Source organism: Deinococcus sp. YIM 77859 (genome assembly GCF_000745175.1).
Lineage (GTDB): Bacteria > Deinococcota > Deinococci > Deinococcales > Deinococcaceae > Deinococcus.
Window position 1 is genome coordinate 2082956 of sequence record NZ_JQNI01000002.1, and the last position, 25422, is coordinate 2108377.

Annotated in this window: 20 protein-coding genes, 1 tRNA gene and 1 other RNA gene; 8 read left to right on the forward strand and 14 right to left on the reverse strand. The window is 66.7% G+C overall.

What is annotated here, in order from left to right:
- Positions 1 to 10 precede the first annotated feature (10 nt).
- The 4 genes from purC to EI73_RS10320 all read right to left on the reverse strand — a co-directional run bounded on the left by purC (position 11) and on the right by EI73_RS10320 (position 3033).
- Positions 11 to 736: a phosphoribosylaminoimidazolesuccinocarboxamide synthase gene (gene purC, locus EI73_RS10310; protein ID WP_034386492.1), complete on the reverse strand. Its 726-nt coding sequence runs from the start codon at positions 734 to 736 to the stop codon at positions 11 to 13.
- A gap of 259 nt (positions 737 to 995) precedes the next feature.
- Positions 996 to 1094: signal recognition particle sRNA small type (ffs, locus tag EI73_RS15945), an RNA gene on the reverse strand.
- Positions 1095 to 1192: 98 nt separating this feature from the next.
- Positions 1193 to 1276, reverse strand: a tRNA-Leu gene (locus tag EI73_RS10315).
- A 44-nt stretch (positions 1277 to 1320) separates the two neighbouring features.
- Entirely contained in the window at positions 1321 to 3033 is a 1713-nt protein-coding gene (locus EI73_RS10320) for a dynamin family protein (protein WP_034386494.1), read from the reverse strand.
- A gap of 255 nt (positions 3034 to 3288) precedes the next feature.
- Here EI73_RS10320 and EI73_RS10325 point away from each other — a divergent pair, with 255 nt between their 5' ends.
- The 5 genes from EI73_RS10325 (at position 3289) to EI73_RS15950 (ending at position 7296) form a co-directional block, all read left to right on the forward strand.
- Positions 3289 to 3783 (forward strand): prepilin-type N-terminal cleavage/methylation domain-containing protein, encoded by a 495-nt coding sequence (locus tag EI73_RS10325; protein ID WP_034386496.1) that lies wholly within the window; start codon positions 3289 to 3291, stop codon positions 3781 to 3783.
- A complete protein-coding gene (locus tag EI73_RS16325) occupies positions 3783 to 4247 on the forward strand; it encodes a prepilin-type N-terminal cleavage/methylation domain-containing protein (protein WP_034386498.1) in 465 nt (154 codons plus the stop codon). The genes EI73_RS10325 and EI73_RS16325 overlap by 1 nt, the downstream gene beginning before the upstream one ends.
- On the forward strand, positions 4225 to 5088 hold the full coding sequence (locus tag EI73_RS10335; protein WP_197050757.1) for a prepilin-type N-terminal cleavage/methylation domain-containing protein: 864 nt from the start codon (positions 4225 to 4227) through the stop codon (positions 5086 to 5088). The genes EI73_RS16325 and EI73_RS10335 overlap by 23 nt, the downstream gene beginning before the upstream one ends.
- A 10-nt stretch (positions 5089 to 5098) precedes the next feature.
- Positions 5099 to 6961, forward strand: coding sequence for a DUF4900 domain-containing protein (locus EI73_RS10340; RefSeq protein WP_034386501.1), 1863 nt, complete (start codon positions 5099 to 5101; stop codon positions 6959 to 6961).
- A gap of 113 nt (positions 6962 to 7074) precedes the next feature.
- Positions 7075 to 7296 carry a hypothetical protein gene (locus EI73_RS15950; RefSeq protein WP_081909004.1) on the forward strand — a complete coding sequence of 74 codons (222 nt, stop codon included), beginning with the start codon at positions 7075 to 7077 and terminating at the stop codon, positions 7294 to 7296.
- Between the two features lie 273 nt (positions 7297 to 7569).
- Here EI73_RS15950 and EI73_RS10345 read toward each other — a convergent pair whose 3' ends face one another.
- The 10 genes from EI73_RS10345 to EI73_RS10390 all read right to left on the reverse strand — a co-directional run bounded on the left by EI73_RS10345 (position 7570) and on the right by EI73_RS10390 (position 21300).
- A complete protein-coding gene (locus EI73_RS10345; protein ID WP_034386503.1) occupies positions 7570 to 8412 on the reverse strand; it encodes a neutral zinc metallopeptidase in 843 nt (280 codons plus the stop codon).
- A 166-nt stretch (positions 8413 to 8578) separates the two neighbouring features.
- Positions 8579 to 11995 carry an efflux RND transporter permease subunit gene (locus EI73_RS10350; RefSeq protein ID WP_081909005.1) on the reverse strand — a complete coding sequence of 1139 codons (3417 nt, stop codon included), beginning with the start codon at positions 11993 to 11995 and terminating at the stop codon, positions 8579 to 8581.
- Positions 11992 to 13260, reverse strand: a complete 1269-nt coding sequence (locus tag EI73_RS10355; RefSeq protein WP_034386505.1) for an efflux RND transporter periplasmic adaptor subunit — start codon at positions 13258 to 13260, stop codon at positions 11992 to 11994. The genes EI73_RS10350 and EI73_RS10355 overlap by 4 nt, the downstream gene beginning before the upstream one ends.
- Positions 13257 to 14294, reverse strand: a complete 1038-nt coding sequence (locus EI73_RS10360) for a TolC family protein (RefSeq protein ID WP_051935486.1) — start codon at positions 14292 to 14294, stop codon at positions 13257 to 13259. The genes EI73_RS10355 and EI73_RS10360 overlap by 4 nt, the downstream gene beginning before the upstream one ends.
- Positions 14291 to 15712: a TolC family protein gene (locus EI73_RS10365; RefSeq protein ID WP_034386506.1), complete on the reverse strand. Its 1422-nt coding sequence runs from the start codon at positions 15710 to 15712 to the stop codon at positions 14291 to 14293. Before EI73_RS10365 ends, EI73_RS10360 begins: the two co-directional genes overlap by 4 nt.
- A gap of 78 nt (positions 15713 to 15790) precedes the next feature.
- The gene (locus tag EI73_RS10370) at positions 15791 to 16384 is read right to left on the reverse strand and encodes a TetR/AcrR family transcriptional regulator (RefSeq protein ID WP_034386508.1); all 594 of its coding nucleotides are present in this window, start codon (positions 16382 to 16384) and stop codon (positions 15791 to 15793) included.
- Positions 16385 to 16441: 57 nt separating this feature from the next.
- Positions 16442 to 17470, reverse strand: a complete 1029-nt coding sequence (locus EI73_RS10375; RefSeq protein ID WP_034386511.1) for an ABC transporter ATP-binding protein — start codon at positions 17468 to 17470, stop codon at positions 16442 to 16444.
- 39 nt (positions 17471 to 17509) lie between these two features.
- The gene (locus tag EI73_RS10380) at positions 17510 to 19057 is read right to left on the reverse strand and encodes an iron ABC transporter permease (protein ID WP_034386514.1); all 1548 of its coding nucleotides are present in this window, start codon (positions 19055 to 19057) and stop codon (positions 17510 to 17512) included.
- Between the two features lie 150 nt (positions 19058 to 19207).
- The gene (locus EI73_RS10385; RefSeq protein WP_034388093.1) at positions 19208 to 20206 is read right to left on the reverse strand and encodes an extracellular solute-binding protein; all 999 of its coding nucleotides are present in this window, start codon (positions 20204 to 20206) and stop codon (positions 19208 to 19210) included.
- A gap of 74 nt (positions 20207 to 20280) precedes the next feature.
- A complete protein-coding gene (locus tag EI73_RS10390) occupies positions 20281 to 21300 on the reverse strand; it encodes a D-alanine--D-alanine ligase family protein (RefSeq protein WP_034386517.1) in 1020 nt (339 codons plus the stop codon).
- Positions 21301 to 21500: 200 nt separating this feature from the next.
- Here EI73_RS10390 and EI73_RS10395 point away from each other — a divergent pair, with 200 nt between their 5' ends.
- The 3 genes from EI73_RS10395 (at position 21501) to EI73_RS10405 (ending at position 25422) form a co-directional block, all read left to right on the forward strand.
- Positions 21501 to 23222: an ABC transporter substrate-binding protein gene (locus tag EI73_RS10395; RefSeq protein ID WP_034386519.1), complete on the forward strand. Its 1722-nt coding sequence runs from the start codon at positions 21501 to 21503 to the stop codon at positions 23220 to 23222.
- A gap of 158 nt (positions 23223 to 23380) precedes the next feature.
- Positions 23381 to 24403, forward strand: coding sequence for an ABC transporter permease (locus EI73_RS10400; RefSeq protein WP_034386523.1), 1023 nt, complete (start codon positions 23381 to 23383; stop codon positions 24401 to 24403).
- Entirely contained in the window at positions 24403 to 25422 is a 1020-nt protein-coding gene (locus tag EI73_RS10405; RefSeq protein ID WP_034386526.1) for an ABC transporter permease, read from the forward strand. Before EI73_RS10400 ends, EI73_RS10405 begins: the two co-directional genes overlap by 1 nt.

Below are 25422 nucleotides of genomic sequence, written 5' to 3' on the forward strand. Positions count from 1 at the left end.
CGGTCAGCCCTCAAGCCACATCCTGTCCCCCTCCTCCCGTCACGCGCGAGAGCATCTGCGCGTAGGCCTCCTCGACCCCGCCGAGGTCACGGCGGAAGCGGTCTTTGTCGAGCTTCTCGCCCGTCGCCATGTCCCAGAAGCGGCAGGTATCGGGGCTGATCTCGTCGGCCAGGACGATCGTGCCGTCGTGGGTGCGGCCAAACTCCAGCTTGAAGTCGATGAGGCGGATGCCGCGCTCGGCAAAGTACGGCGTGAGAACATCGCGGGTCCGCAGCGCGAGTTCGCGCAGGCGTGCCAGGTCCTCTGGGCTCGCCCAGCCCAGCGCGACCGCCGTGTCGGTGTTGATCAGCGGGTCACCGAGCGCGTCGGACTTGAGGCAGTATTCGACGACGGGGCGCGCAAGCGGCGTGCCTTCCTCCAGCCCCAGCCTCTTGGCAAAGCTTCCGGCGGCCACGTTGCGCACAATCACCTCGACGGGAATGATCGTGACGGCCCGCACCCGCTGCTCGCGTTCCGAGAGCTTTTCCAGAAAGTGGGTGGGAATCCCGGCCTGTTCGAGCAGGGGAAAGAGATGGGCGGTGATCGCGTTGTTGATGGCGCCCTTCCCCCTGATCTGGGCCCGTTTGACCCCATTAAAGGCGGTCGCGTCGTCTTTGTACTCCACCACGTATTCCAGGGGATTCTCGGTCGCGTAGACCTTTTTCGCCTTGCCTTCGTAGCGCTGCTCAAGCTTCATGCCAGGACTCCTACAGAGAAAAGTAGGGCGAGCGTCTCCCGGAAAGCAGGCGGGAAGACGCTCGAGGGTTGCGCGTGACTTTGCATGAGGGGCCTCCATCGCCGCCTCTCGGGCGGGCTTACCGTGCCGAGCACGGGGCGTCTCGCGGGACGCGGGTGGAAGGGGGATGTGCGGCCGCTGCGGCCGCCGTAGCTCACCTTAACATCCCTGAAGCTTGGCCGCACCGCCGCGCACGCCCGGCGGGGCAAACAAACAAAAAGCATTGCCGGGAAGCAGCGGCACCCGAGGATCATCCCTTATGGCTGCTGCCTTCCGGCCCTGACCAGGTTCAGGCGTCCCCGCTGCGCTGCGCCAGCAATGCAGGGCGAACTATAGCACTTTCGGGCAGGGCGTGCCAGAGGAGCGCCCCCGCCAGCAGGCAACAAAAACGCCGCAAGCGCTGGGCTTACGGCCTTGTGGTGCTCGGGATGGGACTTGAACCCACACAGGAAACCTACACGCCCCTCAAACGTGCGCGTCTACCAATTCCGCCACCCGAGCAGGGTGAAGGGCGAAAAGAATGCTACGGACTTGGGCCCCTTTTGTCAAGTGCTGCCGGCCTGTGTGCTCCAGGTCCGAACGTCGTTGCGCAGCGCATCTAGGCGCGCTCGCAGTTCGGCAGCCCGCGCCTGGGCCTGCGTCAGGCGGGCCTGCTCCTGCTCAGTAAACTGCGTGTAGGGGCTGAGGGCGTCTTGCAGGCGTTGGTCGGCCCGTTCCTGCTCGCGCTCGTACTCGCGGCGGATGATGCGCTCCAGCGCCTCGCGCAGCTCGGCAACCTTGCGGCGCAGCTGGCGGTGTGCCTGGATGCGCTTGTTGGGCAGGACAAACAGGCCCAGGCTGCCCAGGGTGAGCCCGGCCAGGATGCCGCCCGTGAAGTCTACGGCAGAGGCTCCTATCAGGGCCCCTAGTGTAGCCCCGATGCCGATGCCGCCCGCCAGGCCACCCACGGCGCCCTTGAGCGCGTCCTCGGCGTCCCGCGAGAGCTGCCGGGCGAGGTCCTGCTCGGTGGTGGTTTCCAGGTGCTGCCGGGCGCTGCCCGCGATGCCTTCAAGCAGCGCGGCCCGGTCGTAGGAGAAGCGGGTGCGCGCGATCTCCGAACTGGGCTGGCGGCGAATCAAAAAAGCCTGCACGTCCTCCCAAAAGTGCAGATTGGCCTCCACAAAGCGGTCAATCATGCTGCCAAACTGTCGGTCGATCGCTTCGGGAAGTTCTGCGACCGCCTCGCGCCGAAACTGCTCTTCCAGCTCGCGGCTGTTCATCAGGCCGCGCAGGTTAGAAAAGCGCAGCTGGTGATCGATAAAGCGGTCGGCGCGCACCTCGAACTCGCTGAGGAGGCGAGCCACACGGTTAAGCTGTCCGTCGAGTTCGCCCAGCATCGTCTCACGGTGACGCTCGCGCTGCGCTTCGAGGTCGTGCAACACACGCAGGTCCTCGGCCAGCGTTCGGCGTGCGGCCTCGGCACGAGCCTCCTCAGCGCCCAGAATTTCGGCCGCTGTGTTCAGCGGGTTTTGCAGCTTGAGGCGGGTGCGCTCGGTTTCTGACAGGCGCGTTTTCAGGACCTCGCGCAGGGCGGCAAAGCCTGGGTCGCCCCCCCGCTGCTCGGCCCGCGCGCTGATCAGAAAGACGGGCGGCGTCAGGCCCAGCACACCCCGCGCCCCCTTTTCCACAAATTCGCGCACCTGTTCGCGCTGTTCCGGCGTTTCCAGCAGGTCCGCCTTGTTGACGACCAGGATGACGCTGCGGCCCCAGCGCGCCGCCAGCGAGAGAAACTGCCGCTCCGACTCGGTAAAGGGACGGTCTGCCGAAGTCAGAAAAAGCACCAGGTCCGCACGGGGCAAGAAGCCCTCGGTCAGTGCCTGGTGCTGGCGGATAATCGCGTTTGTGCCCGGCGTGTCCACCAGGGCGACCCCTTCCAGGCTGGGGAGGGGATAGGTCAGGCGGCTCACAAAGGGGTCACGGGTCGGCTCCAGCTGTCCCGGGCGGTCGCCATGCACCAGAACGTAGATGCGGTCGGTGGTGGGGGTCACCCCTTCGGGCAGCACCGGCGACCCCAGCAGCGCGTTCACGAAACTGCTTTTGCCCGCATTGAACTCACCCACCACCACGAGCAGGAACGTCTCGTCCAGCGACCGAGCGGCCTGACGAGCGTAGTCTACGGCCTCCGGCGGCGCCCCCTGCGCTTCCAGAAACGCCTGAAGGTCGGCGAGCAGCGCCCGCTCCTGCGAGAGAAGGTCCTGAACCCGGCCAGAGACGAGCATGGGCATAGGGTACGGTGTCCGGCGCAGAGGGTGTCTTGGGGAATTCCCTATGAGACGGAGTGCACCACTCGTGAGGACCGGTTTCCGTGACGCGCCTCCTGCCAGCGTCCAGACCAGCCCAACGGGCGTGAGGCTGCCTTCCCGAAAGAAATTTGTCAGATTTCCCTTTCCATCCTGGCTGGGTAGCGGGGTGACAAAGGTGTATCGGCAGCCCCGTAGGCGCGCGCTGATCTTAAGTGGGGGCGAGGTTTTCTCATGCAGGTATCGGGTCTGACACTCTTGGAGTTGCTGGTGGTGCTGGCCATTGTGGCGGTGCTCTCGGCACTGGCCGCCCTCAACTTCAATAGTTCCTCCCGGGCCCTTGCGTTGACCGGTTATGCGAACGAGTTTGCTCTCGCTGTTCAGCAGAGTGCCTCGCGGGCCAACACCAACAACGCGCTGTACGTCATCAAGTACGGCACGAGCGGCGTTGAATGGGGACCCGGCACGAGCGGTCTGACGCTGAGCAGTTGCGAGACGGCTTCGGCTGCCCCTGCTCTTGCCAGTACGTCCGGGAAAATCAATCTCCCGGCGGGTACCACCAATCCAACCGGCTGGCTGTGCATCTCCGCTCCGGGCCTCGTGACCCGTCTGGAAACCCTGGCTACCTGTGTGGAGAACGGGACGAATATTCCCTGCTTCGCGGTGAGACGGGGCGCGACCTCACGGCGGGTGCTGGTGTCTGGCAACGGTCAGACGGAGGTGAAGTGATGCAGGGTCGCAGCGCCGGTTTAACCATCGTGGAGGTGCTGGTCGCCCTGCTGATTCTCACGGTCATGATGGCCGCGGCCATGAGCGTGTACATCTCCACGATGGTCTCTAACTCCGGCGCGGCCTACCGCACGCGGGTCACGCAGGTGCTCTCCACGGTGACAGACCAAATCACGCAACACGTGTTGACCCTCCCGGAGGGTGGCTCAGAGCTTCTGGTGTTCCAGCCTGGCACGCCGCCCACACCCGTCACCTTGACGAGCACTCCAACAGGATGCAGTGCGTACCTGATGTCTCCTGCGGGCCGAGCCCACTACTGCGTGACGGTTCGCAACAACGGGAGCTTCAATCCTGCTGTTGGAGGCGTATCCCTGCTGGGGGTGGCGGCCCGCACGTACAACACCCAGGCTTGCTGGAACGAGAGAGGAGCGGTGCGCTGCGTTGAAGCGACGACGATCTACTGATGGATTCACGCTGGTAGAGCTGCTGGTGGCTATGGGAATTCTGGCCATCCTGTTGGGATTGTTACTGGAGTCCAGCAGGACGGCTATTCGCATGCAGACGAGCACTGAACGGGAAATCAGCCTAGAAAGCAGCCTGCGCCGCACAATGGCGATTCTTACCCAGGACTTGCGAAATGCTGCGTACGGCATGGTCACCGACACGCCCTACGTGAGCACGGCGACCGCCATCTCCATGGCACAGGTGGCTGATACGGGCGTTCACCCGGTCGTTGGCCCCAGCGGCAGCGGCTTTCCGAATGCAAACAACGTTCAGGTCCTGGCGCCCGCAGGCTTCAGTTGGGACAGTGACACGCCGTTTTTGCTTGTGAACCCGGTCCAGGGTCTGGCGACCGTGCTGGACCTCAACGCCGCGAGCTCCGTCGGCGGGAATGGAAAGGTCACCCTCAGTCATGCGGGCCAACCCAATACCTTGTGTTTCTCGACCGGGAATCTGGTACAGCGTCTGCGTCTTGTTGGGTACACATACAACCCGACTAAGAAAATGATCTTCCGGGGCGTGAGGGCCAGGGCCACCATCATTGAGACACCGCTGGCCTTTAATGTCTCTGCCTTCAATATCCGGTACGTGGCTACGGACGGGGCTTCCTACACGGCGCTTGCGGATCTGCCCGAAACGGCCAGCTTGTCGCGGGTGCAGCTGAGTATCACGATGCAACGTGGGCAGGGAAGCAGTCTGCTGACACGTTCCCTAAGCAGCACGGTAGAGATCCCAAAACTGTTTACGCTAACGACCAAACCTCTGAGGTATGTCGCCCCGGGGACATCGGTGAGTTGTTCGTGATGAAGGTAGGATGGCTTTGAACACGCGACACGAACAGGGCATGGCCCTTGTCTCCGCACTCTTCCTGATCGTGCTGGTGCTGGGTGTGGTGGCCGTCACGACCCAGCTCACCGTAGGGAATCTGCGGCAGACGGGCGACACCGTGGCAACGGCGCAAACCCTTGCCCTAGCGCAAGGAGGCCGCAATTTCGCGCAGAGCCTGCTGCGGGGGCCGGTGGGCACCAAGCTGAGTGACACCGTGACGGATCTGGCACAACGCAACGTGCTGGGCAATGCAGGTACCTGGGTGTTCTCGAAGGGTGAAAATAGCCCAAGCCCCGATCCCCAGCGGGTGGCCCAGAACATGCAAACGCTCGCCGCCCAGTTACAGAACAGCCTGCCGGGTGGTGGATGCTACGGTCCCTTCACTGTGGAGGGCGGGCAAACGCTGAGTGTGCGAGTCACGTTCACGGGCGCGCTGCCCGCTTGTGATGGCGCTGTGGCCGAAACGGTTTCTATCGGTGTGGGCCGGTTCATCTCTGGATCTCGCAACAGCACCCAAACGTACAGCTTGCCCTATGTAACGGTGATCGCTGCGAGTAAGGGGGCGGCGCGGCGCACGCTCACGGTCAGCGGCGAGTATCAGTTTGACGTGGGCAACGGCAGTTTTGCTCGCTTTGCTCTGCTTACGGATATCCACCAGCAGAGTGACAGGGCGGCCCAGATCTATTTCACTTCGGACACGCTCTTTAACGGACCGGTGCATACCAATGGGAACTTCGCATTCTACGGCCAGCCCTGGTTCGGCGGGGCAGTGTCGAGCTCAGGGGTGACAGACACGGGGCAGAGGGGAGCCTGGTTTCAACGCACGGACGGCTGCGGTGGTCGGCGGCAACCGGCCTGTACGGCATTTCGTGACGTTGCCGACCTGTCTCCTACGCCAGCCTACGGCAATGCGGTTCCGACCTTTACAAGTGGGGTGGACTGGGAGGCGGATGAAATTGAGCTTCCCAACAACTCGAACGATCAGAAGGGCGCTGCCGAGCGGGCGGGCATCCTGATCAATGGTGATGCGACAGTCACATTGAGTGTGGGAACGGCGGGGACGGAGATTCCAGGAAAGAACGGGAAGAAGTACCAGGCCATCACCGTCAATGGCACCGAGTACCGGGCTTTTGAGGACAGCACCTTCTACATGAAGTCCGGAAATACCTGGAGGGTGGCGAGGAACGCAAGCGGTCAGGAGATTACCGCCTTTAACGGTGTGATCTACGCGAGTGGCCGGATTACACGTCTGGCAGCTCCTGCTCGTACAAACGCGAACGATCCCAAGACAGCGCCACCGGCTCTGGCGGCGTTTTCGGAGATCACCGTTGCAGCGGCGGACGATATCCGTATCGCCAGCGATCTCAAGTACGAGGATGATCCCTGTGACGGTGACCTGCGGCGGGGCGAAGACGGGCAGGTGATCGTTCCGAACTGTGAGACCGATCCCCTGGTAAAGCGGAATGTGCTGGGCATCTACAGTAGTGGCGGCGACGTGCTGATCGGTCTGGGGAACACGGGTGGAAGCCTGAATGTTCCTCGCGACGTCCGGATTCACGCCACGTTGATGGCCTCTGTGGGGCAGGTCCGCGTTGAGAACTACGCGACAGCAGACTGTAATGGCAAGGTCTACATTTTGGGGGGCGTGATCGAGAAGACCTACGGGCCCTTTGGGAGGTTCAATTCGGGGACCGGTCAGTGCACTTCGGGGATGCAGCGCAGCTTCACGTACGACCAGCGGATGCTCAATGGCTTGGCCCCCCCGTACTTCCCCACAACCCAAATGACCAGCCTGCTGCCAAGCCGCCGCATCATTCAGTACGGCCAAGCCGAGCAGGAACGCCGGTAGAATCTGTTCCGGAACGTCGTTGGGCCGCTGCTGTGAACTCTTCTTCACCCCCCTCTCGTGTGCTGAGCATCTAGGCCGCGCATACTGCTCCCATTCCACCAGGAGGTATGTCGATGACCGGACCCTATGACCGTCCCCCAGCCCCCGCCAGCGAGCCGACGGACACCCCTGCACCCCTGCCGGAACGGCTGCCGGGCAGTGAGGATACGGGCCCGATTATGGACCCACCCGCAAACCCCGACCTGCCGGGAATGCCCGAGCCCACACCCTCAGAGAATCCGGACACACCGGGGCTGCCGAGCCCGACACCGGTTCCGGCGATGTCAAGCCTATAGGTGTGATCAGAGCGCAGGGCATGTGCCGTGGCCTCCTGCGCTCTGCGTCTGGTCTGCTGTGCGGGAGCGCCTCAGCGTTTGCCCGTGTTCCTTCAGCCCGGCATGTCAATGAGCGTCATCGGGCGGGGGCCCAGACGGTGACGGGTTGGACGCGCAGCGGTATGGTGCGGCGGCAAGCGCTGCGCCTCAGGACAATGGAGAAGCCCCCGACCGTCCAAGGGAGTCGGGGGTGACCGGTGGACACGCACGCCGTCAGGGCGCCGCTGCCCCGGGTCAAAGCTGTCCAGAAAACGTGTCGCAGCGGTTGGGATCGCCACTTTGGAAGCCGGTCATGAACCACTGCACACGCTGCTCACTCGTGCCGTGGGTAAAGGAATCGGGGACCACGTAGCCCTGCCCCCGCCGCTGGAGGGCATCGTCACCAATCGCCGCGGCGGTGTTGATGGCCTCGCGTACGTCCTCCTGGGTGAGGTTGGCGAGGTCGGCGACATGGTTTCCCCACACACCGGCGAAGCAGTCCGCCTGAAGTTCGAGGCGCACGCTGAGGGCATTGGCCTGGGCCTCACTGCGGGCCTGCTGCTGGGCACGGGTGACCTGATCGGCGATGCCCAGCTCGTTCTGGACGTGGTGCCCCACCTCGTGGGCGATCACGTAGGAGTACGCGAAGTCGCCGCCCCCACCAAGCTGGCGGTCCATCTGGCTAAAGAAGCTGGTGTCCAGGTACACCTTCTGATCAAGGGGGCAGTAGAAGGGCCCCACCGCGCTGCTGGCCTGTCCGCAGGCACTGTTGACGGCCTGACTGAACAGCACCAGGGTCGGTTCAGTGTAGGTGCGGCCCGCCCGAGCAAAGATGTCCGACCAAACCCGGTCGGTGCTGGCCAGAATGCGGTCCACGAACTGATAGGCAATGTCTTGCTCGCCGGGTGCGGTCCTGGTCTGTGCTGGAGTCGGGGCCTGGTTCCCGCCCAGCACGGCACTGGGATCGACGCCGAAAAACATCGCGATCAGGGCGAGAATCAGTCCTCCGATGCCCCCCACGGCGATTCCCCCGCCGGGCAAGCCCCCTCCACGGCGGTCCTCGATATTTCCCCCTCCGGGGAGGTTTTGCCAGTCCATCCTGTTCCTCTCTCCTTGTGTCTCGCCGGGCGTCGCCGGGAAGGTGCTGCTGTTTTGGCTGCATTGTAGGGGGCTTTCTCGAGGGCGGTCTTGAGAGAAGCTGTACGAAAGGCCAAGGAAACGCCGCTCCGTCGGTGCAGGAGCGGCGGGAAACCGGGACGGCTGGTCAGTGCCCAGCGGGTGCGAGGCCAGTTTCACCAGCGGGTAGGGCGGACTGGCGCCGCCGCTCGAACTGGTAGAAGACGCTGGGCACCACATAGAAGGTGAGCAGGGTGGAGGTGATCACGCCGCCCAGGATCACGATGCCCAGGCCCCGGCGGAACTCTGCCCCGTCGCCCTGCCCGAACACCAGCGGGATGCTGATCACGAGCACCGTGAGGGTGGTCATCACGATCGGGCGAAAGCGCAGCTCGGCGGCCTCGATCAGGGCCTCACGCAGGGGAAGCGTTCGCATCCGCTCGGTGACGAATTCGAGGTACAGGATGGAATTCTTGGTGGAGAGGCCCAGCAGGATCACCATGCCCAGCACCGTGATCACATCGAGGTCCACCCCGAAGAGGTTGAGCGTCCACAGCGCCCCCACGATGGCGAGGGGGATGGGCAGCAGCAGGTAGAGGGGATAGCGGAAGGAGTTGAACTGTGAGCCCAGCACCAGGTACGTGAGCAGCACGGCGAGCACCAACACCACCGGGCCATAGAACACCAGATCGGCGGTCAGGCCGGTGCTGCCAAAGGCGCTTGCGTTGCCCAGGCTAACGTTGCCTTCCAGCAGGCCAGCCCGGCGCACGTTCTCGATGATCGTTCCCTGGTACGCGAAGGGATTGACCCTGGGGGCGAGATTGATGTTCAGCGTGGCGGTGTACGCCTTGTTCAGGCGACTGAGGGTGGCGGGGGCTTGCCGGAGCTGAAAGTCTCCCAGTTCGGCCAGCGGCACGTTTGCCCCGAGCGAAGGAGAGTACACCGTCTGTGACAGCAGACTCTGCTCGTTCTGCACCTCGGCGGGATTCAGCCGCACCACAATGTCTACGCTGCGGTCAGCGTCGCGTAGCGTCCCGCTCACGCTGCCCTCGTTGTAGGTTCGCAGGGCCTGCGCCACGTCGCTGACGCTGAGGCCGCTGCCGGCGAGGCGGGCGGGGTCGGGCACAAAGCTGCGTTCCTGGCGGGTGGCGCTGAGGCTGCTCTCCACGGTAGCGACGTTCGGGTCAGCCGCCAGCAGGCGCAGCACCTCCCGGTTGCGCTCGGCGAGCAGCGCTTGGTTGGGTGCGGTCAGCGCCAGGCTGAGGTCAAAACTTCCGCCGGGGCCGGTCTGCTGCGAGGCCACCCGGACTTCCGCCCCGGGCACCGTCTGCGCGAGGGGTTGGAGGTCCCGTGCGAGACGCGCGGTGAGGGTCTCGATGCCGGGGCGCTCTTCCCGGTCCACCAGGGTGACGGTCAGGGTGGCGGTGTTGGCGTTGGTGCCGCCCAGCACACCCCCTGCGCCCACGCTGGTCTGGACGAGCCGCACCTCCGGGCGCTTCAGCAGGTTCGCCTCGATGCGGGCGGTGAGCGCGTTCGTGCGGGCGAGGTCCGTTCCGGCGGGGAGTTCGACCTCTACGGTCAGGATGCCGCTGTCACTCTGCGGCACAAAGGAGAAGCCGACGCCGCGGAGCGCGAGAGGCACGCTCAGCAGAAAGAGCCCGGCGATCAGCATGACCACCCCGGGCCGCCGCAGGGCCGTGCCCACGCTGCGGGCATAGGCGCGGGCGGTTCCCGTCACAGCGCGATTGGTCAGGCCGTGCAGGGTGCCGGTCAGCGCCTCGAGCAGGGCCAGCAGGACCGTGAGCCCATATCGCACCAGCGTGAGGCCCACGGGCGCGAGCAGTACGGCGAGGAGGGCGACGGCAGGGGTTGGGAGGCGGGTGGCCCGGTCCAGCAGGAGCCAGCCCGCCGCTCCGGCCAGCGCGAGCAGCAGCAGGCCCGGCAGCGTTCGCACGCCGCTCAGGGCCTCGTGGAAGAAGCGGGGGAGCCGTGCCAGAACGCCCGGCACCTGGGCCCAACCGATGGGTTCAGGGTCGCGGGTGTAGGCCATTCGCACCGTCAGGAACAGCAGGCTTTCGAGCCAGCTCAGGGTGATTGCGGCAGCCAGGCCCAACCCGAACTGACTGAAGAACTGGCCCAGGATGCCCGGCATAAAGGAGAGCGGAATCAAGACGGCCAGCAGCGCGAAGGAGGCGGCCGTGACCGCCGAAAAGACTTCGGAGCCGCCCAGCAGCACGCTCCTGAGCAGGCCGTAGCCCAGGTCGCGGTAGCGCTGCACGTTCTCCGCCACGACGATGGAGTCATCCACCACGATGCCGATGGCAACGATAATCGCGAGCAGCGAGACGATATTGAAGGAAAAGCCCAGCAGGCTATAGAGGAGCGGCGCGGCGCTGATGGAGATGGGAATGGCGAGGATCACCGCGAAGACGGTGTTGAGCCTCCCCAGAAACAGCAGCACGATCACGCCCACGGCGGCGACGGCGAGCAGGAATTCGTGAAAGGTGTCCTCCACGGTCGCGCGGGTGACGGTGGTGGTGTCGCTGGCGAGCGTGAGGGTGTACCCCTTGGGAAGAGGCTGCGTCTCCATCGCCTCCCGCACCGCGTTCGCGACCGCCACGCTGTTTGTGCCGCTCGCCTTGCGGACATTGAGCAGCACGGCAGGCTGCCCGTTGACCCGAGCATAGCTGGTGGGCCGCGCGGTGGTGTCCCGCACGCTCGCGACGTCCGCCACGCGCAGGCCGGAGGCGGGGTCCACCACGATGTTTTCCACGTCCGCGAGGCTGGTGGGTGTATTGCGGGTGGAAAAGCCCACCGTCGTCCCACCCTGGGTGAGGCTCCCGGCGGGCAGGTCGAGGGCCGAAGCCTGGATCGCTGCCGTGACGCGGGCGGGGGAGAGGTTGTACGCCTGGAGGCGAGCGGGGTCGAGCAGCACCTGCACCTGCCGCTCGGGGCCGCCCGTCACGCTCACATCGGCTACCCCCTCGACGCGTTGCAGGCGGGGGACCAGGGTGTCTTCGGCGTAGGCCACCACGTCTGCCGTGCGCGCCGAGCCGCCCAGCAGCGCGAGCGTGAGGATGGGCGTGGCGTTGGGGTCGAACTTCTGCACGACCGGGGCGTCGCTGCCGCTGGGGAGGGTGGCGCGGATGGCGGCCACGGCCTGCGAGACGCTGTTGGCCGCCGCGTCGATATCGGTGCCGTCCGCAAAGGTGATCACCACCGCCGACTGTCCACTCACACTGGTCGTGTTGATGTCCACCACGCCGCCCAGCGTGCTCACCGCGTCCTCGATCCTCTGGCTCACCTCGCGGTCCACCTGGTCGGGGGTCGCGCCCGGGTAGCTCGTGCTGACGGCGAGCACCGGCACCTCGAAGTTGGGCAGCAGCTCCACGCCCAGGCGGGTGGACGCGATCAGGCCCAGCAGCACCACCATCAGGAAGATGCCGATGGAAAAGACGTAGTTGCGCACGCTGAAGCGGACGGCGGGGTGAACGGCGGGTTCGGGTGTGCCGTCGGGCAGGGTGCCGCGCGGCAGCGAGAACTCCGGTGGGTCGTGGGTGCTCATGACTGGTCTCCTCCGCCCACGCGGACGCTCGCCCCGTCCTGTAGGCTGGCCGGAACGGGGGAGATGACGCGGGCCCCCTCCTCCAGGCCCTGTACGGCGACCCACCCGCCCGATTCGGCGGCAACGGTCACCGGCACGCGGCGGGCCACGCCGTCCTGAGCGACGTACACCGCGTTTTCCCCCCCGTCCACGCTGATCGCGGCGGTGGGAACCAGCACGCCCCCGCCCAGCGTGGTGCGGTAGCGGACCTGAGCGGTGCCGCCCACCGGCAGTTTGCCGCCGCCCTGCACCCGCGCGGTCACGGGGACCAGCCGGTCACTGCCCGCCACGCCGCTCGCGTCCTGCACAGTGGCGACGTAGGTTTCACCGCCGTAGTCGAGGTTGAGTCGGGTGCCCGGCTGAAAGACCGCAGCGTCTCCGGGCGGCACGTTGAAGGTGGCCTTGACGCTCCCCTCGTCCACCAGGCGAAAGACCGGGCTGCCCTGGGAGGCGAACTCGCCGACTTCCACCGCCAGCGACGCGATCACGCCTGCAAAGGGGGCCTTCACGCGCGTTCGGGCCAGGTTTTCTTCGGCCTGGCGCACGCCCGCCTGTGCGCTTTGCCGCTGTGCCTCCAGCAGGGCCACGCTGCCCTGCCCACTCCGCCCGTTTTGCGCGAGGTTGTTGCGGGCCTGCACCAGCCCGCTTTCTGCCTGGGCGAGCGCACTTCGGGCGGCAGTGAGGTCTGCTTGGCTGATTCCACCCAGCGCGTAGAGGCTCTCGGCACTGGCAGCGTCCTGCCGCGCCTTCTGGAGGTTTGCCTCGGCCGCCCGCACAGCGGCTTCCAGCGCGGCGGTGCCCTGCGCCGTGTTCGTGCGGGTCTGTTCCAGATTGATCTGCGCTTGCCGCAGCTGCAACCGGGCATTTTCCAGCGCCTGCCGCTGCGCCGTATCGTCGAGCTGCACCACCACCTGCCCGGCCCGCACCCGCTCGCCCTCCCCGGCCAGGATCGCGGTCACGGTGCCGCTCGCCTGGGCAGCGACGTTGCTGTCGCGGTCGGCGCGCAGGGTGGCCGCCGCGGTACGCGTTACGGTGAGTGTGCCTGCCCGAGCGGGAATGGTCCGCACGGTGAGCGCCGTCGTTTTGGCCGGTGCGGCGTCCAGGTCGTTGCGGGTGGGGGGCGAGGCCGCGTTCTGGGGCTCTCCACCGCTCTTGGGCGAGCAGGCGGCAAGCAGCAGGACGGTGAGGGCCAGGGCCAGCCCGTGCGAGGCAGCCCCCCTCCTCACTGGACCAGCCCCGTCACGTCGGTTCCGGAGGCGACAGAAAGCGCGGCGAGCGCGCGCCAAACGCCGTTTTGTGCCTGGGTGAGGCTGAACTGGGCCTGCTGCGCCTGCACCTGCGCCTGCTGCACCTCCACGGCGGCAGCGGTCCCCGCCCTGAGGCGAGCCTGTGCCTGCGTGAGGGCAGTCTGTGCGTTGGTGAGGCTCTGCCGGGCGATGTTCACCCGCTCCTGTGCGTCCTGCACGGCGCGGTAGGCGTCACGCACCTGGGTGCTCGCGCCCCGCTGCGCGCTCTCTAGGTCACGGCGGGCGTTGTCGAGCGCCGTTCGGGCATCCTGGAGGGTGCGGGCCGGGGTGTAGTCGTTGTCGGAGAGGCGCACCTGAAGGGCGGCGAACTCCACGGCCTGCGCGGCCTGAACAAGTGTGGGCAGGCGTTGTTCCAGCCCTGACTGAAGGGCGGTCAAGGCCACGCTGAGCTTGGGGGGGGTGGGCGGCGCGGCGAGGCGCAGGTTGGTCCCCACGTTCAGCCCCAGCGTGCGGGCGAGCTGCGCTTCGAGCACCGGGAGCTGCGCGCGGGCGTCGGCGAGCTCCTGGCGGTTCTGACTGAGGCTGGTCTGGGCGCGGTTCACGTCGAGCTGGGTGGCAACGCGCGCCTGCAGGCGGGCTCGGGCGATCTGAAGGTTGCGCTCGTCGAGCCGCACCTGTGCCTCGTTCAGGGCAACGCGCCCAGCGGCCTCAGAGGCGGCGAGGTACTGGTTGATCACGGTCTGCGCGACATTCAGTTTGGTGCCCGCCAGGGTGGCTTCGGCGGCCTGAAGGCCCTGCTCGGCCTGGGTGAGGGTGGTGATGATCGCGCTGGGATCGGCGCGGACGGCCCGGGCATTCGCCTGCGCCTTTTGGAGGTTGGCGCGGGCGGTCGTCACGTCGGGGCCACCGGCGAGCGCGCGGCTTACGGCGTCCGGCAGCGTGAGGCTTACGGTCTGCGCGGCGGCGACGGGCGAGACCAGGGTGAGGGCCAGGGTGAGGAAGAGTGGGTTCATGGACGGGCCTCCGGGATAGGGGTGACGAGAAGGGTCGGGTCGAGTTCGCCGGTCGCCTGCGCGAGCCGCAGCGAGGCGAGGTGGGCCTGCACGGTGGCACGCTCCACCGCCAGTCCCGCCTGTTGAACGCCAAGCTTGGCCGCCTCCACGTCCAGCTCGGTGGCCAGCCCTGCCGACAGCCGGGCTTGCGCAGTCGTGAGGGCGGCCTGGGCGCGGGCAAGGGCGCTCCGCCCGCTGTCCAGGCTGTCTAGGGCACGCGCAAGGTCCGCGGCGCGCTGCCGCACTTCCAGGTCCACGCTCTGCCGCGCCGTCTCCAGCGCGAGCTGCGCGAGCTCTACGCCCACCTCGGCGGCGGCGAGAACCGCGCCCTTTTCCCCACCCACCACCGGGAAGCTGCCGCTGAGGCCAAGGGCCAGCCCTGTCGGCCGCTCGCCGGGGTCCCGCAGCGGGAAACTGGCCTGGGCCGCGAGCACGCCTGCTTTCAGGTTCAGGCTGCCGCCGACCACCCGCCCCGCCGAGGTTTGGGTGCTTCCCAGTTGGCCGTACTGAACGCTGGCCGTCACATCGGGAAGCCGGGCGTCGAGCTGTGCGGACCGCAGCTGCGCCTGCGCGTCGGCCAGGTCGTTCTCTGCGCGGGTCACCTCCGGTCGCGCGGCGAGGGCGCGGGCCACGAGGCTTTCGAGGGGGCCGGGTGGGGCGGGCACCGCGGGCAGGGGACCAAAGGCGGCGGCGTCGGTGGGGAGGGTGACGGGCTGGCCCAGCAGGTTGGCGAGCCCCCGCGCGGCGAGGTCCACTTCCAGGCGGGCCTGACGCTGTGCCGCCCGCGCGTCCTCCAGAGCTCCTTCCCGCGCGAGCAGCGCCTCGGGAGCCAGCATGCCCGCCGCGCGCTGGGCCTGGGCAACCCCAAGCTGCCGAGCCGCAAGGGCCAGTTGGGCCTCTGCCAACGCCTGGTTCGCGGCGGCATTGCGAGCGGTCCAGTACGCCTGCACCGCGTTCACGACGAGGCTGAGCCGGGCAGACCGCAGGTCCAGGGCAGCGCGGCTCGCCGCGCGCTCGGCACTCCGCACACCTTCCAGCGCGGGGGACCAAGGCAGAACGCTCGCGGAGGCCTGCACGGTCAGCGTGGGGGTGACGGTGAAGCTGCCCTCGCCCAGGGGAAGCTTGACGGCGGCGGCGTCCGCGCTTGCCGTGACGTTCAGGCCCGCACGGGCACGCGCCCGGTCCAGGGCGAGCTGGGCGCTGCGGTACTGGAGGTCCGCGCTGCGCCAGCCGGGGCTCTCACGCAGGCGCTCCAGCGTGCTTGTCAGCGTGAGGGGTGCGGGCGTCTGCACGGGCACCGGGGCGGTCACCTGGGCCGCCGCGCCCGGCAGGGCCAGCAGCGTGAGCACAAGCAGCAGAGCAGAGGGAGAAGAATTCATAGGCCACCTCAGGGCGCAGAAGAGCGTTTATTCGCGAGTGCGGACTTCCTTACGGGCAGGCATACGCGGGGTTGTGCTCTAGGGTTCCAGGCCGGGCCACAGCACGTCGAGCAGCCCGCGGACGAAGCGCCCGGCGTCCAGCGGTTCGCGGCCCGCTTCGGGGGTCATCAGCTCACGGTGGACGTAGTGGGTGAGGCTCCCCATCAGCAGCAGGGCGGTCACGTCTGCATCCACCGGCCGCACTCGTCCCAGCGCCACCTCGGCCCGGAGGTAGGCCGCCAGGGCGTCGGCGTCCTGACGAACCGGATTTCCCAGGCGCTGAAGCATCGGATTGTGGTCGGGAGCGTGCCCCCGCGAGAAGATCAGCATCAGGCTGGGCACGATTCGCGCGGCGGCCTCCAGAAAGCGCAGCGCCGCGCGTTCCAGGTTGCGCCGCACGTCCCCCTCGCCCACAAGCCCGGGCAGCTCGCCGCGCCAGGCAGCGTAGTCGCGCAGGCCCACCGCCTCCTCAAAGAGATCTTCCTTGGTGGCAAAGCGCTTAAAGAGGGTGCCCTCCGAGACCCCAGCGCGGCGTGCGATCTCGGCCGTTGTGGCCGAAAACCCCTGTTCCAAAAAGACCCGCCGCGCGGCCTCTACGATCTGCTCATCGGTGATGGTACGGGGGCGCGGCATAAGTGAGGAGATACTTACGAATAGGGAGAGAGGCAAGGAGCTTTGTCCCGGCGCGAGCTAACGTACCGCGCGGGCGGCCTGGGTCACCCGTACGCGCGCTTCCGTTCCCTCGGGCCAGAACGTGCCAGCGGCGTCGTGGACCAGGAGTTCCTGCTGGCCCAGCCGCACGGTGTAGGTCACGTCGTGGCCCTTGTACTCGCGCGCGAGGATGGTGACGGGCACGCCGTCCTCGCCGGGGCGGGCAAAGGCGAGGTGCTCGGGGCGCACGCTCACCAGGACCGGGCCGTGTGCGGGCTCCGCAAGGAGCAGGTCGCCCAGGGCGGTGCGGGCGTGCCGGCCTCCCGCCGTGCCCGAGAGCAGGTTGCTGCGGCCCAGGAAGTTCGCCACAAAGGCCGTTCGGGGCTGTGCGTAGACCTCGTGCGGCGGGCCGACCTGTTCGACTCGCCCGCCCCGCATCACCACCAGGCGATCAGAAAAGGCGAGCGCCTCTTCCTGGTCGTGCGTGACCAGGAGGGCAGCGGTGCCGCTTCGGCGCAGGATCGCGCGCACCTCCTGCCGCGTCGCATGACGCAGCCCTGCGTCCAGGTTGGAAAAGGGCTCGTCGAGCAGCAGCAGCGGAGGTCGCGGCGCGAGGGCCCGCGCCAGGGCCACCCGCTGCTGCTGCCCCCCCGAGAGCTGGTGCGGGTAGCGGTGTTCGAACACCGTCAGGCCCACGAGCGCGAGGGTCTCGCGGGCCCGGATCACACGCTCGGCACGCGGAAGGGCGTGCAGGCCGAAGCAGACGTTGCCCAAAACCGTCAGGTGCGGAAACAGCGCGTAGTCCTGAAACACCAGTCCTACTCCCCGGCGCTCGGGGGGCAGGAAGGGCGAGGTGACGTCGCGCCCACCCAGGCGAATGCGCCCGGTGTCGGGCGTCTCCAGACCGGCGATCAGCCGCAGCGTGGTCGTCTTTCCGCAGCCGCTCGGGCCCAGCAAGGTCACCAGTTCCCCCGCCTCCATCTGCAGGTTCAGCTCCTCCAGCACGGGGGGCAGGCCGGGCGCATACCTCTTGCCCAAGTGTTCGATGTCCAGCATGGGCGGCGTCATGCGTTTCTGTCCTTTCTTCTGCTCATCACGGACCACGGGTCACCTCTCCCTGCGCAGAATGAGCCCGGTCAGCACCGCTCCGCTCGCGGCGAGCACCAGTGCGTAGGGCGCGGCGGCGGCATACTGCGCCTCCTCGGTGTAGGTCCACACGTTGCGTGAAAGGGTCTCGAAGCCGGTGGGCGCAAGCAGCAGCGTGAGGGGAAGCTCTTTGAGCACACTCAGGAACACAAAGGCCGCGCCCACGAGTAGCCCTGGCCGCAGCAGGGGCAGCGTGACTCGCCAGAGCGTGCGGCTGGGCGGCGCCCCCAGAACCCGCGCCGCCTCCTCCAGCCGGGGCGTGGCGCGGCCTAGGGCGGTGCGAATGGGACCGATCGCCTCCGCCAAGAAGTGCAGCGTGTAGGCCAGGATCAGCAGCACAAAGGTCTGGTACAGGTCCGGTGCCGAGCGCAGCACAAAAAAGATCAGCGCGAGCGCCAAGGCGAGCGGCGGCGTCGCATACCCCAGGTAGGCTACCCGCTCGGTGACGCGCGCCACGCGCCCCGTGTAGCGGTTGCCGATGTACGCGAGCGGAAGGGCCAGCGCTGTGGTCGTGACGGCCGCGGTCCCCGCCGCCCCGAGCGAGCTCCAGGCCGCCTCCAGCACCCCCGCGAGCGCGGAGGGGTTCGGGAGACGCAGCCAGTACAGGATGGTCCCCAGCGGCACGACCAAGGCCGCCCCCGCGAGCACAAGCACAAAGGCCCAGGCGGGCAGCGTCCAGCCGCGCAGGGGAAAGCGCGTGGGCTGCCGCGCCCCCCCCGGCGACACCCGCGTCAGGTACACGCCGCGCATCAGCCGGGCTTCCAGCCCGAGGGCCAGCCCCGTCACCGCCAGCAGCATCAGCGCGAGCCACGCGCTGTACACCCGGTCGTAGGCGGCGGTGTACTGCTGGTAGATCGCCGCGCTGAAGGTGGGATAGCGCATCAGGCTCACCACGCTGAAGTCCCCCAGCACGTGCAGCGTGACGAGCAGGCCCCCGGCGAGCCACGCGGGCCGCAGGTGTGGCAGCGTCACCGCCCGGAAAGTCTGCCACGGCGTTCGGCCGAGCAGCCGTGCGGCGTCCTCCAGGGCGGGATCCTGCGTTCGCAGCGCCGCGTGCAGGTTGAGAAAGAGGTACGGGAAGGTAAAGAGGGTAAGAACGCCCAGCGCTCCCCAGAAGCCGCTCGGTCCCGGCCAGGCGACGCCGGTGAGGGCCTGAATCGTGCCGCCCGGGCCGCTCGCTGCGATCAGCGCGTAGGCTCCCACATAGCCGGGAAGGGCCAGCGGCAGCACGCCGAGCAGCGTGAGCAGCCGCCGGGGGCGAAAGGTCGTTCGGGCGGCGAGGTACGCCAGCGGCAGCGCCACCGCTGTCCCAGCGACCAGCACGCCGGTCGCGAGGCCCAGGGTGTTCCCCAGCAGCTCCAGGTTTCGCGGCCGAAACACGATCTCGCGCAGTTCCTCCCCCTGTGCTCCCAGCGCTCGCAGCACCAGGTACGAGAGCGGCAGCAGCACGCCCAGCGCCGTGAGCAGCGCGGGCAGGGCCAGGGCGAGGGGAAGACGTCGGGTCGTCATGGGCAGCGAGCCGCGCTACTGTAGCAGAGCAGCCGGGTCGGGCTGAGGGCGAGGTGTCCCGGAAAGCCGGAAGGAACGCGCTTCAACAAGGCGGCGAGCGCCGGTGACTGCCGCACGGGCGCTCGCCGAGGGAAAGGGCCAGCGGCAGCCTTAGAGCAGGCCCGCGTCCCGCAGCAGCCTCTGGGCCTTGTCGAGGTTCTTGGGCAACACGGCGGGATCAAGCCGTGGGCTGCGCCGGGTCACGTCGCTGTAGGGGAGCATGGTGGTCGGCTGAAGGATGTTGCCGATCACGGGGTACTCGAAATTCACGCTCAGGAAAAAGGTTTGGGCGTCCTTGCCGGTCAGCATGCTGAGGAACCGAGTGGCCGCCGCCTGGTTCTTGCTGGTCTTGAGGATGGCCGCGCCGGTGGCGTTCCCCAGGTTGCCGATATCGCCGTTTCGGAAAAAGTAGGTCTCGATGGGATAGTTCAGGCGGTTGACCCGCTGGATGTAGTAGTGGTTGGTGAGCGCGACGTCGATCTCTCCGGCGCGCATGGCCTCCAGCATCCCCACGTTGCTCGTCTTGTAGTCCTTGGGTTGCAGGGCCTTCATGCCTTCCAGCCACTGCCGGGTGGTCGCCTCGCCGTACTGGGCGATCATCGCCGCCAGGAAGTCCTGGAAGGAGGGGTAACTCACCGTCCAGCCGATACGCCCCTTCAGGGCGGTCATCTTGGGGAGGTCCAGCACGCTGTCCGGAAGCTGCTCGGGCTTGATCCGGTCCTTGTGGTACGCAAGCACCCGAAAGCGCACCGTGGTGGGCAGCCAGGAGCGGTCGTCGGGCACGTAGTTGGCGGCCACGTTGCGGGTGAGGGCCGTGCCCAGCTTCACGAATCTGCCGTCACTCGCCAGCTCGCCCAGCGCGCCCACGCTGTTTCCCCAGAACACGTCGGCGGGGCTGCGCTGGCCCTCCTCGCGCAGGGCGGCGACCAGCTGGCTGTCGGTGCCGTAGCGGACATTCACCTTGATGCCGGTCGCACGCTCGAACTGCTGCACGACGGGTTCGACAAAGGTCTTGGCCCGGCCGGAGTACACCGTCAGGGTCTGTTGTGCCTGGGCGAGGGTGGTGCCGGTCAGGAAGAGGGCTGTGGTGGCCAGCAGAAAGCGTCTCACGGGCAGAATCCTAAGCATACTACTCAGAATTGTCAACTTCATTCACCCACGGATGCGGCCCTGCCGGAGCCCATCTACCGCCTTTCCAGCGCCAGTTCCACCAGCCGCGTCACGAGTTCGCTGTAGCTTAGGCCAGCGGCCTCGAAGAGCTTGGGGTACATGCTGGTTGTGGTAAAGCCCGGCATGGTATTCACCTCGTTCAGAAAGAGGTCGCCGGTCGTCTCGACATAGAAAAAGTCCACGCGGGCCAGGCCCGCACAGTCCAGCGTCCGGAAGGCCGTGAGGGCCAGCTCGCGAACGCGCTCGGCGACCTCGGTGGGGACCGGGGCGGGAATGTGCATGCTGGCGCGGCCCTCGGTGTACTTCGTCTCGTAGTCGTAGAAGTCTGCGCTAAACCGCAGCTCGCCCACCGGGCTGGCCACCGGCGCGTCGTTGCCCAGGATGCCCACCTCCAGCTCACGGGGCTTGTGGGCGGTCATCGCCTCCAGGATCACCCGGCGGTCAAGGTGAAAGGCGAGGTCCAGGGCACGCGTGAGGTCCTCGGGCCGACTGACCTTGCTGATCCCCACGCTGGAGCCCAGGTTGGCTGGCTTGACAAAGAGGGGATACCCCAGTTCGGCGGCTCGGGCGCGCACCACCTCGGGCCGGTCGTGCCACTCGCGGCGAACCGCAAGACGCCAGGCCACCTGAGGAATACCGGCGGAGGCCAACACCTGCTTGGTCATCACCTTGTCCATGCTGACTGCCGAGCCCAGCACCCCCGAGCCCACAAAGGGAATCCCGGCGAGGGTCAGCAGGCCCTGAATGGTTCCGTCCTCGCCCATCGGCCCATGCAGCAGGGGAAAGACGGCGTCGTACCCTTCGGCGCTGGCTGCGCGGTGCAGCACCAGGTCCCCCCCCTGCGGCGCGCTGCCGCTCTCGATGGCCCGCTGCGTCTCGGTGGGAGACAGCCAGCGGCCCTGCTTGCTGATCACCACGGGCGTCACGTCAAACTGGTCGCGGGGCAGCGCCGCAAGCACGCTGCGGGCGCTCATCAGGCTGACTTCGTGTTCACCGGACTGACCGCCCGCCAGCAGCAGGATGCGTTTCTTCACGCGGGGCAGTATGGCACTCCCAAGCCTGAAAAGCCTCCGCGGAGGATCAGACGCGCGCTTGACCTCGCGGCACGCTTTGGGTTCTCTCACACCCGCTGCTCAGGCTGCGCTATCATGCCGGTTGTCTAACCCTACATCCGGTACCCCATGTTCACAACCAAGGTTGCGGTGCGTGCGGTACCTTGAGCCCAGGAGGCGCAATGAAGAAATTCGCTCTGCTCAGCACCCTGCTTCTCTCCGGCGCGGCCCTGGCCGCCAGCCCCAAAGACACGCTGGTCGTGCAGTGGGGGGCCGATATTCCCACCCTGGATCCCACGGCCACCTACGACACGGCGTCCGGCGCGATTGTGGAGAACATCTACGAGACGCTGCTGACCTACAAGGGCTCCAGCCTGCGCGAACTTGAACCGCTGCTCGCCACCAAGTGGACCATCAGCAACGGCGGCAAGACCTACACCTTTGACCTGCGCAAGAACGTCAAGTTCCACTCGGGGAACCCCTTTACCTGCCGTGACGCGGAGTACACCTTTGAGCGCAACCTGGTGACGAACTCGGCCGAGTCCGGCAACTGGTTTATCTCGGAAAGCCTGCTGGGCACCGGTGCGAACGCCAACGACGACAAGAGCATCACCTGGGACAAGATCGACAAGGCGGTTGAGTGTAACAGCCGGGGCCAGCTCGTCTTCACGCTGCCCAAGGTGGACCCCGCGTTCCTCGCCAAGCTGGCCTACGCGGGCCAGAGCATCGTGGACAGCAAGCACGCCATCGCCATCGGCGAGTGGAAGGGCACCGAGGCCGACTGGAAAAACTGGGTTGGCAAGGACCTGCAGGGCAGCAACCTGAACAAGCAGCCCAGCGGCACGGGGGCCTACCGCCTGGTGCGCCGGGACGCCAACGCCACGCTGCTGCAGGCCTTTGACGGCTACTGGGGCAAGAAGCCCGCGATCAAGAACGTGGTGATTCAAAAGGTGCCCGAGCTCGCCGCCCGGCAGCAGGCCTTCTTGCGCGGTGACGCCGATTTGATCGAGGCTGGTGGCCGTGCCAACATCGAGGAGCAGCTCAAGGGCAAGCCCGGCGTGGTGGTGATCGACAACCTGCCCAACACCACCGCCACCGCGATTTTCATGAACGAGAACATCAAGGACAGCAGCCGCCTGGGCAGCGGCAAACTGGACGGCAAGGGTATTCCGGCCAACTTCTTCAGTGACGTGAATGTCCGGCGCTGCTTCTCGTACGCCTTTAACTACAACCAGTACATCCAGGACGTCCAGAACGGGAAGGGCAAGCAGCGCACCATGCTGCTCCCGGACACCTTCCCGGGCTATGACGCCAAGGTGAAGACCTACAAGTACGACCCGGCGCAGGCCAAGGCGTACTGCCAGCGCGCCTGGGGCGGCCAGATGTGGAAAAACGGCTTCACGCTGAACGCCGCCTACCGCGCGGGGAACGTGGCCTCCCAGACGGCGATGGAGATTCTGAAGAAGAATATCGAGGCGCTGAACCCCAAGTTCCGCGTGAACCTCCAGGCCAAGGAGTGGTCTGCGCTGCTGAACGACTCCAAGAGCGGCAAGGAGCCCATGATCATCATCGGGTGGGCCCCCGACTACGCCGACCCGGACAACTTCATGTACACCTTCTACAGCAGCAACGGGTACTACTACCCGCGCAGCAACTGGAAGGACGCGCAGGTGGACAAGTGGCTGGAGCAGGCCCGCGCCACCACCAACCAGGCGACCCGTAACCGTCTGTACAGCCTGGTCGGTCAGCGCGCCTACGAGCAGGCTCCCTTCATTCTGATCCCGGCGGGCATCGGCCTCACGGTGGTTCGGGACAACCTGGTCGGGGTGAGTGCCCAGAACTACAACCCCATGATCAGCTTCGACGACACCGGGACCTACTGGAAGGAACTCAGCAAGAAGTAAACTGAGGAACTGGGGCCGGGGGGGCGACGCTTGCCCCCCCGCCCATCTGTGTGGGCCGTGGCGTTCTGATCCCAGACTCACCAACGTTCATCACAGACTCCCCCCCGGGGAGGAAAATCGGGCGAACACGCCCGTAGGCGTTCTTCCAGAGGTTACTCATGCTCAATTTCATCGTCCGCCGCCTCCTTCAGATTCCGCTGGTGATGCTGGCCCTGTCGGTTCTGATCGTGGCCCTCACCATGCTGCTGACGCCTGCGCAGCGCGCCGCGGGGTACATCCGCAGCGAGCAGCAGGCCGCGCAGCTCGAACGCATCATTCGTGACCGGGGTCTTGACCAGCCGTTCCCGGTTCAGTACGGCAAGTGGCTGCAAAGCACCCTGTCAGGCGACCTGGGCTTTTCTAAAGCCAGCGGCCAGCCGGTGCTGGATACCATCGTCGAGCGCCTGCCCAATACGCTGGAGCTAACGCTGGTCACCGCCATTCCCATCATCCTGATCGGCGTGTGGCTGGGTACCCTGAGCGCGCTCAATAAGGACCGTTTCATCGACCAGGTGCTGCGTGTCTTTGCCGTGCTGGGGTACAGCCTGCCGTCCTTTGTGCTGGGGATTATCCTGCTGGCGGTGCTGTACGGATACCTGGGCTGGCTTCCGGGTGCCGGGCAACTGGAGGTGATCAACCAGTTCGCCATTGGGGACCTGAAACGCTACACCGGCATGCTGGGCATCGATGCGCTGCTGAATGGCCGCTACGACATCGCGCTCGACGTGCTGCGGCACCTGATTATGCCCGCGCTGACGCTGATCATCATCAGCAGCGCGACCATCCTCAAGGTGATGCGCAACAATATGCTTGAGGCGCTTACCAGTGACTACGTGCGAACCGCGCGCGCCAAGGGGCTTCCGGAGCGGGTGGTGAACCTGCGGCACGCCCGCCGCAACGCCCTGCTGTCGGTGATTACCCTGGGCGGCTTCCTCATCATCAGCCTGCTGAGCGGTTCTCTGATCACCGAGACGATCTTTGCCTACCCCGGCATTGGGCAGTGGGTGGTGCAGTCGGCCCTGCAGCTCGATATTCCCTCGGTGCTGGGCTTTGCCCTGCTCTCGGCCCTGATCGTGGTGGTGGTCAGCACCCTGACCGACATCCTGTACGGGGTGGTCGATCCCCGCGTGAGGTTTGACTGATGACGACGTTGAGTGCTCCCCCCACCGAGCGGCGCGAAAGCCGACTGCGCGCCTTTCTCACCTCGCGCCCGGTCTTGAAGCTGCGCCGCAACCGGCTTGCCATGCTGGGGCTGGCCATCACGCTGCTGTTTATGTTGACCGCCTTTTTCGCGCCCTTGATCGCGCGGCCCTCGGCGGGCTCCAACTGCCTGCGTGACCTGAACCTGAGTCGCCCCAGCCAGATCTACAATCCGGCAAACGCCGGGTTCTGGCAGGCGCTCTTTGCCGCGCCGGAGAGCTGCTACGCCATCGAGCGCGAGAGCTTTTCGCCCACGCCCACGCCGCCCGGCCCCGATGCGTACTTCGGGACCAGCCAGGGCTATGACATCTTTTACGGCCTGATCTGGGGCACCCGCACGATGTTCAAGCTCTCGCTGATCATCGTGGGCATCACCCTCCTGGTCGGCGTGATCATCGGGGCGATCAGCGGCTTTTACGGCGGCTGGATCGACAATCTGATTCAGCGCTTTATCGACGTGCTGTTCGCCATGCCGGGCCTGGTGCTCACCATTATCCTGGTCACGTTCCTGCGCGCGCGGAACCCGGGCATAGACCCGCTCTTCCCCATCATCCTCGCCTTTACAGTCACCGGTTGGGCGTCCTACGCCCGGATTGTACGCGGTGACGTCCTGCGCACCCGGCAACTGGAGTACGTGGACGCGGCCCGCTCGCTGGGTGCCCACGACTGGCGCATGATCGTCAAGCACGTTGTGCCCAACAGCCTGGCGAGTGTGCTCACCGTCGCGGTGCTGGAACTGGGCACCGTACCGCTCAGCGTAGCGGCCCTGTCCTTCCTGGGCCTGGGCTTCCCCACCGGATACGCCGAGTGGGGCCAGCTCGTGGACTTTGCCCGCGCGTGGCTCCAGCCGCAGTACTGGTACGTGATGGTGTACCCGGCGGCCTTTATCATCCTCTTTAGCCTGGGCTTTAACCTCTTTGGGGACGCCCTACGCGACGCCTACGACCCCAAAACCCGCTGA

Excerpts from the sequence above, each read along its gene's own strand:
- EI73_RS15950 (WP_081909004.1), top strand. The coding sequence starts at position 7,075 with ATGACCGGACCCTATGACCGTCCCCCAGCCCCCGCCAGCGAGCCGACG.
- EI73_RS10375 (WP_034386511.1), bottom strand. The coding sequence starts at position 17,470 with ATGACGCCGCCCATGCTGGACATCGAACACTTGGGCAAGAGGTATGCG.
- EI73_RS10340 (WP_034386501.1), top strand. The coding sequence starts at position 5,099 with ATGGCTTTGAACACGCGACACGAACAGGGCATGGCCCTTGTCTCCGCA.
- EI73_RS10395 (WP_034386519.1), top strand. The coding sequence starts at position 21,501 with ATGAAGAAATTCGCTCTGCTCAGCACCCTGCTTCTCTCCGGCGCGGCC.
- EI73_RS10405 (WP_034386526.1), top strand. The coding sequence starts at position 24,403 with ATGACGACGTTGAGTGCTCCCCCCACCGAGCGGCGCGAAAGCCGACTG.
- EI73_RS16325 (WP_034386498.1), top strand. The coding sequence starts at position 3,783 with ATGCAGGGTCGCAGCGCCGGTTTAACCATCGTGGAGGTGCTGGTCGCC.
- EI73_RS10325 (WP_034386496.1), top strand. The coding sequence starts at position 3,289 with ATGCAGGTATCGGGTCTGACACTCTTGGAGTTGCTGGTGGTGCTGGCC.
- EI73_RS10400 (WP_034386523.1), top strand. The coding sequence starts at position 23,381 with ATGCTCAATTTCATCGTCCGCCGCCTCCTTCAGATTCCGCTGGTGATG.
- EI73_RS10320 (WP_034386494.1), bottom strand. The coding sequence starts at position 3,033 with ATGCTCGTCTCTGGCCGGGTTCAGGACCTTCTCTCGCAGGAGCGGGCG.
- EI73_RS10360 (WP_051935486.1), bottom strand. The coding sequence starts at position 14,294 with ATGAACCCACTCTTCCTCACCCTGGCCCTCACCCTGGTCTCGCCCGTC.
- EI73_RS10365 (WP_034386506.1), bottom strand. The coding sequence starts at position 15,712 with ATGAATTCTTCTCCCTCTGCTCTGCTGCTTGTGCTCACGCTGCTGGCC.
- EI73_RS10380 (WP_034386514.1), bottom strand. The coding sequence starts at position 19,057 with ATGACGACCCGACGTCTTCCCCTCGCCCTGGCCCTGCCCGCGCTGCTC.
- purC (WP_034386492.1), bottom strand. The coding sequence starts at position 736 with ATGAAGCTTGAGCAGCGCTACGAAGGCAAGGCGAAAAAGGTCTACGCG.
- EI73_RS10345 (WP_034386503.1), bottom strand. The coding sequence starts at position 8,412 with ATGGACTGGCAAAACCTCCCCGGAGGGGGAAATATCGAGGACCGCCGT.
- EI73_RS10370 (WP_034386508.1), bottom strand. The coding sequence starts at position 16,384 with ATGCCGCGCCCCCGTACCATCACCGATGAGCAGATCGTAGAGGCCGCG.
- EI73_RS10350 (WP_081909005.1), bottom strand. The coding sequence starts at position 11,995 with ATGAGCACCCACGACCCACCGGAGTTCTCGCTGCCGCGCGGCACCCTG.